Origin of the sequence: Paracoccus haematequi, assembly GCF_900631945.1 — a bacterium.
In the GTDB taxonomy this organism is placed as follows: domain Bacteria; phylum Pseudomonadota; class Alphaproteobacteria; order Rhodobacterales; family Rhodobacteraceae; genus Paracoccus; species Paracoccus haematequi_A.
In genome coordinates this window covers 1-5581 of sequence record NZ_UZWE01000020.1, presented here as the reverse complement: position 1 = coordinate 5581, position 5581 = coordinate 1, and the positions used below count along the sequence as shown (strand labels likewise).

Below are 5581 nucleotides of genomic sequence, written 5' to 3'. Positions count from 1 at the left end.
GGTGGCGCCCGCCGGGGTGACCAGGTCGAGCGCGGTATAGCTGGCGTCGCCCGCCATGAAGGCCGGGCGCGTGCCGCTGCAGAACACCTGCACGGGCGACGGCTCGCCCCAATCCAGGCTGTCGGCCGGGGTGTCGGGAGCGGCCGAGACCGCCTCGCGCAGGGTGACCAGCACCAGATCGCCGGGCACGGCGGTGCTGCCCTGGCCGACGACCTGGCGATCGGTCTGGTCGTAATGGATGCATTCGCCCATGTGGCAGCGGGCCAGATACGGCTCGGCCTGGGCGAGGGCGGCGGGTAGGGCGAAGGCGGCGGCAAGGAGGAAGGGCTTCATGGGTGTCTCCACAATCGAAAAAGGTCTTCGGGAAAGTCTTCGGAAAGGACGGGCGGGGGGATCAGTCGACGCAGCGGTCGGCATGGGCGAGGCAAAGATCCAGGGTGGCAGGCGCGTCGGGATCGAGATCCGCGCGCAGGGGACCCGGCTCCAGCGTGATCCCGGTGAGGCGCCAGACGCCCGGCGCCCCGGCCGGCGCCAGGGTGCCGGACAGCGTCCGCGCGCCGGTTTTCCCCTGGGCCTGCAGGCTGACCTCGTAGCGGGTCTCGCGGAAGAGCCCGCCATGCCGGGTCAGGGTGGCGGCAAGCGGCAGGTGGCAGACGAGCCGGCGCAGCGGCACCATGCCGCGCTGGCCCACGTCGAGAGCGGCGTCGCGCAGGCCGTCCTCCGCCTCGGCCTTCGCATAGAGGCGGGCACAGTGGGCCTCGCTATGCTGTTGCTGGAATGCTGCGGACAGCTCCTGGCATTGACGGTGCAGGCCGGCAAGCAGCGGCGCCTCCGGGTAGCGGGTGCAGTTGAGCAGCACCGCCGAGTCCACACTACCCGGTTCGAGGTCTGCATAGGCCGCCGCCAGGCGCTCGGCCTCCGTTGCCAGCACCCGGGCGCGCTTGGGGGCCACACGGGCCTCGGCCTCCTGTGCGGCCGCACGCAGCGCGGCCACGGCCGCGTCGAAGGCGTCGCTTGCCGGGCGGGGGCCAAAATCCGGCAGGACCGCATAGCCGTCGGTGGCGAGGGCGTCGTCAAAGCTCTCGCCGGCTGCCTCGGCGCGGGCCGCCATCTCGGCGATCCGCGCCGTGCCGACACGTTCCAGATGCGCGGCGGCGATCTCCTCGCAGCCCTGGGTGATCCGCGCGGCAAGGGCGGCGTCCATGCCGGCCAGGACCGCGCCGATGCGCCGGGCGCAATGGCCGGTGATCGCGGCGATGTCGGTCTCGTCCGCGACGCCCTGGGCCAGTTCCTGCGCCAGCACCGGGACGGCGGTCTCGAGGAGACGCGTGGTGGCGGGCCGCAGGACACGGTCGATCTCCTCGCGCGAGAGGCCGGTGTCGCGCAGCGCCGCCGCATCGATGGTGAGCCAGTTGGCGGCGCGATAGGCCGCCAGGGTGACGGGCGTCGCCGCCAGGTGGGCGATGGTGGCGCGCAGCTTGTCCATGCCGGCGATGCGCGCCTCGATCCGGGGCCAGGCCTGGGCCACCAGGCCCGAGGCGATCTCCAGCAGCGTCTCCTCTCCGGCCCTGCCGAAGCCCTGCGACATGACATGGGTGCCGGTGCCGTCGACGGTCGCGCAGAGCCGCGCGGGAGCGGTCTCGGCCATGGCGGTCACATCGCGGCCCGCCATCAGCAGCGCCAGGGCGCGGCTGTCCTGCAGCTCGGTCAGGAGTTCCGCCTCGGTCCGGTCGCGGCTGGCCCGCCAGGCGTCGCGCATGGCGGGCAACAGTGCCGCAGCCTCGTCGCCCTCGATCTCTCCCGCCAGGATGCGGGCGTGGTCGACCATGCGCGCGCCCATTGTCTTCAGCCCCTCCTGAACGGCCTGGCGCTTGGTCTGCTGGTCAAGCGGCGGCAGCAGCGCCGGCGGCGGCAGGGCCTCGGCGGCGGCGCGGGCGGCGGCCAGATCGGCGGGAGAGGGCGCGTCCGGCTCCAGCATCGCCAGCACGGCGTCGTAGCGGACGGCGGGGGCGTCCGCCGGCGCGAAGACGAAGGCCTCGCAATCGGGCAGGGGGGCGCCGTCGAAGCCCATGGGCCGCAGCGTGGGCGCGTCGCCCTCCAGGCCCTCCAGCCTGGCCTTGGGATAGGTGGCGGCTTGGTCGAGGACGACCGGCTGTCCCGCCAGGAACTCCGCCGGCAGGTGCCAGTCGCGCCCCGAGATGCGGTTGTTCTGCCCGCGCCAGAACAGCCGGATGTTCGGTTCCTCGTCCGGGGCGACGCGCAGCTCCAGGACATGGCTGCGGCCGTCGCAGGTCACGGACTGCGAGGTGTAGTAGCGGGCCTCGGCGGCAAGCGCGGGCGAGACAAGGCACAGCGTGGCCACGGAGCCGAGCAGGGCGGGAAAAGATCGGGTCATGGGAAATCCTTCTTGTGCGGGCGCAAGGGCGAGAGGTGGTGACGGCAAGTCGTAGGTGGACAGAGCGTGAGGCAGGTTCAGCCGACTGGGCCGCAAATCCGGGGCCTGCCAAGCCTCCGGTGAGGTCGGTGAAAGCGGTGCCTGTCAGTCGGGACCATGAACTGGAGATGTCTAAGGATCGGGCAATCTCCAAGGCATGAATGGTCTGTATCCTAAAATGGGATAATACTGAAATGGGATTATCGGCGCAAGCGAAAGCAAAGGCTTGCGCATGTCCCGTTCCCTTCGGTCCCCGCTCCATGTGTCGATGATGGCCGTTCTTCGGCGGGAGCGGGGGCGGAGCGCCCTGACGCAAGCCGAACTGGCGGGGCGTCTGCGCCGGCCGCAGTCATATGTCGCCAAGGTCGAGACGGGCGAGCGACGCCTGGATGTGGTCGAGTTCGTTGAATACGCCCGGGCCCTCGGACTGGAACCGGCCCGCCTCCTCGCGCTGATCCTGGAAGGCGAGCAGGGATAGGCAGAGGAACTAAAATCCAGATAGCGGTTCATGACGTGCCTCGAGAAGCCGGGTGATGCAGCCCAGTCCGCGCGAGCCAGACTTGGCGACGCCGTCGGCGGAAGCGGGGGCAGGGAGGAGCATCGCCAGAGAGGGTCGTCGCTGGTCCAGACAGGCTCGGGCGCTGTTGGCCAGATCTCTCTCGAAGCAGCCTTGGCGACGATTGGATCCCGCTCCCGCCCCGAGGCCCGCACGACGCCCGCCGAACCCGACCCGGGACGCGGCGTCGCGCATCCCCGAAGCGTTTCATGCTCATCTCCCCGGAAAGACGTTCGGACTTGGTCGGCTTTCGGTGGCTTTCTGTTTTGGCAGCGCTCCCTGGACAAAGGTCTTCTGGAAGGGGGCAAATGTCCGGGGTTTCTTTAGTCTTTTTATTAAAGTCCCCGGTGGGACGCTGAAGGGAGGCCTTTGCGAGCTTGGGAAAGGCATTGGATCCGTCCAGGCCGGACGATCCCGCGGAGCGCGCATCGGCCGCGTCCCCGACCCCGCGCCTCCTGCGCGAGACCCGTCACGGCGGCGGCCGGGTATCGCGCAGCAACGCGCGCAGGTGATCCAGCCGGTCGCGGGCCAGCATGGCACCGCGGGCCAGGGCGGCGCCAGGCGTATCGCCAAGGCCCTCGGCCGCCAGGAAGAGCAGATCGAGGATCTCGGCCAGGACCGCCGCCTGATCCCGCGCCTCGGCCAGGAGCGCCGGGAGACCCGGCTCACGGCTCATGGCGCGCCTCCGGGTCCGGGCCGGGCCGATCCAGGCCCGCGTCGCCGCAGGCGATGACGCGCTCGGCGCAGAGCCGGTCCGCGAGGTGCAGCAGCCAGTGATATTCCGCGGCCAGGAGCTGGCGGGCGCGGCGGAGCGCCGTGCGCAGGCGCCGGTCGGCCCGGGTGCGCACCGCCGGATCGGACACGAGCATCCGCGCGGGATCGGCGACATGGACGAGGCTGTGGCCGCTCAGCCCGTAGACCAGTTCCAGCCGCAGAGCGATGTCCGTTGCCTTGGCCAAGTCGCTGTCGGCGCCGCGCCCGGCGCCCGTGCAGCCGCTGCCCAGCACCAGCTCCTCGGCCGCCCGGCCCGCCAGCAGGCAGGTCAGCTGATCGGTCAGGTCGCGCCGGGTCAGCAGGGGCACCCGGTGTCCCAACGCGACATGGCCGCCCGCCATGCCGACGCGGATCTCCTGGACGCGCCCCCGCGCGAGCCGCGTGGCGGCGATGGCGTGACCGGCCTCGTGGAGGGCGAAGCGGCGGATGATCGCCGGCTCCTCCCGGGCCAGTCCCAGGGCCCGGGCGACATCGCCGCCGGTCAGCGCCCGGCCGGCATCCCGCGCCTGGCTGCGGGCTTCGCGCACCGCGCCGTCGAGGGCGGCGGCGCTCTGGCCGATGGCGCGCCGGGCCAGGCTGTCGATGGCCTTGGCCGACAGCGCGCCGTCAAGACGCCGGGTCAGGATCCGGACGATGGCGGCAGGACCGGGCGGTGGCACCGCGACGATCCGGTCGATGCGGCCGGGGCGGCGAATGGCCGGATCGAGGGCGTCTAGGTCGTTGCAGGCGGCGAGGATGACCAGGCCGGGCGTGCGGCCGGCGCTGTCCAGCAGTTCGAGAAGCGCGTTGATCACCTGGCGGCGGTAGGTGCGGGCGTGGCTGTCGTCGCTGCCCCGGTCGCCGGCGCCGTCGATCTCGTCCAGGAACAGCACCGCCGGGGCGGCCGCTTGGGCCTGGGCGAAGCTGGCGCGCATGGCGCGCAGCATGTCGCCCAGATGGCCGGCGGCCTGCCAGGCGGCGAGGCTGCCCTCGATCAGCGGCACGCCGGCCGTGGCGGCGATGGCGCGCGCGAGCCAGGTCTTGCCGCTGCCGGGCGGGCCCACGAACAGCAGCGAGCGGGTCATCTCGCCCCAGGCGATGCGCCCGGCCTGCCAGGCGGCGAGATCGGCTGTCAGGCGGTGCGCCGCCGCCTCGGCCTCGCCATAACCCGCGATGTCGTCCAGGGTCGGACTGTTGGATCGGTTGGACTGGTTGGACCGGGCGATGCGGTGCAACTCGGCGATCTGCCGGTCGCGGATGCGGTGGCGCAGGGCGAAGCGCAGCTGGCCGGGCGTGAGCGCCCGCAGGGCGGCGTCATCCGGCAGGCTGGCCCGCAGGTGGGCCGTGCCGCCGCCGCGCAGGCCGAGGGCGGCGGCGACCAGCCATCCGTCCACGGGTCCGAGGCGCAGCGGCGCGGGCAGGGTGGCGGCGATCGCGCCGGGCAGGGCCACGCCCGCCTCGACCAGCAGGACATGCGGGGCGGTCGTCGCGCTGATCGCCGCCATGGCGGGGACGAGGGCATCCTCGGGACGTCCTGCCGCGCGGGCGTCCCCGGCGGCGCGCAGGGCGATGATCCGCACCGGCGGGCGGGCGCCGCCCCGGGCCAGCAGGGCCGCGAGCAGCGAGGCCGCGTCGTCGATCATCCCGCCCGGCGGGCAGTCCAGCACGGTTACCGCGCCCACGGTCGTCAGCGCGGCAATGGCCTCATGGTTCGGAAGGACCCGGCACAGCCCGGCAAGGGCGATGGCGCGCAGCGGGTCGTCCGTCAGCGGGGTCGCCGGACGCGGGCGTTGCCCCCAGTCCGGCAGTTCCTCGATCTGGTCCTCGACCTCGTCGAG

The 5581-nt window shown here is 72.7% G+C and carries 5 protein-coding genes; 1 reads left to right on the top strand and 4 read right to left on the bottom strand.

The window, feature by feature from the left end:
- On the bottom strand, positions 1–333 hold a 333-nt coding region (locus PARHAE_RS03015), incomplete at its 3' end, for a hypothetical protein (RefSeq protein WP_164555122.1).
- 61 nt (positions 334–394) lie between these two features.
- The gene (locus tag PARHAE_RS03010) at positions 395–2395 is read right to left on the bottom strand and encodes a hypothetical protein (protein ID WP_126153127.1); all 2001 of its coding nucleotides are present in this window, start codon (positions 2393–2395) and stop codon (positions 395–397) included.
- Positions 2396–2666: 271 nt separating this feature from the next.
- Here PARHAE_RS03010 and PARHAE_RS03005 point away from each other — a divergent pair, with 271 nt between their 5' ends.
- A complete protein-coding gene (locus PARHAE_RS03005; RefSeq protein WP_126153126.1) occupies positions 2667–2912 on the top strand; it encodes a helix-turn-helix domain-containing protein in 246 nt (81 codons plus the stop codon).
- A 547-nt stretch (positions 2913–3459) separates the two neighbouring features.
- On the opposite strand, the gene PARHAE_RS03000 is transcribed toward PARHAE_RS03005, so the two are convergent.
- Both PARHAE_RS03000 and PARHAE_RS02995 read right to left on the bottom strand, forming a co-directional pair.
- On the bottom strand, positions 3460–3666 hold the full coding sequence (locus tag PARHAE_RS03000; protein WP_126153125.1) for a hypothetical protein: 207 nt from the start codon (positions 3664–3666) through the stop codon (positions 3460–3462).
- Positions 3656–5581: AAA family ATPase (locus PARHAE_RS02995; protein ID WP_126153124.1), on the bottom strand; the 1926-nt coding region annotated here is incomplete at its 5' end. The genes PARHAE_RS02995 and PARHAE_RS03000, both read right to left, overlap by 11 nt.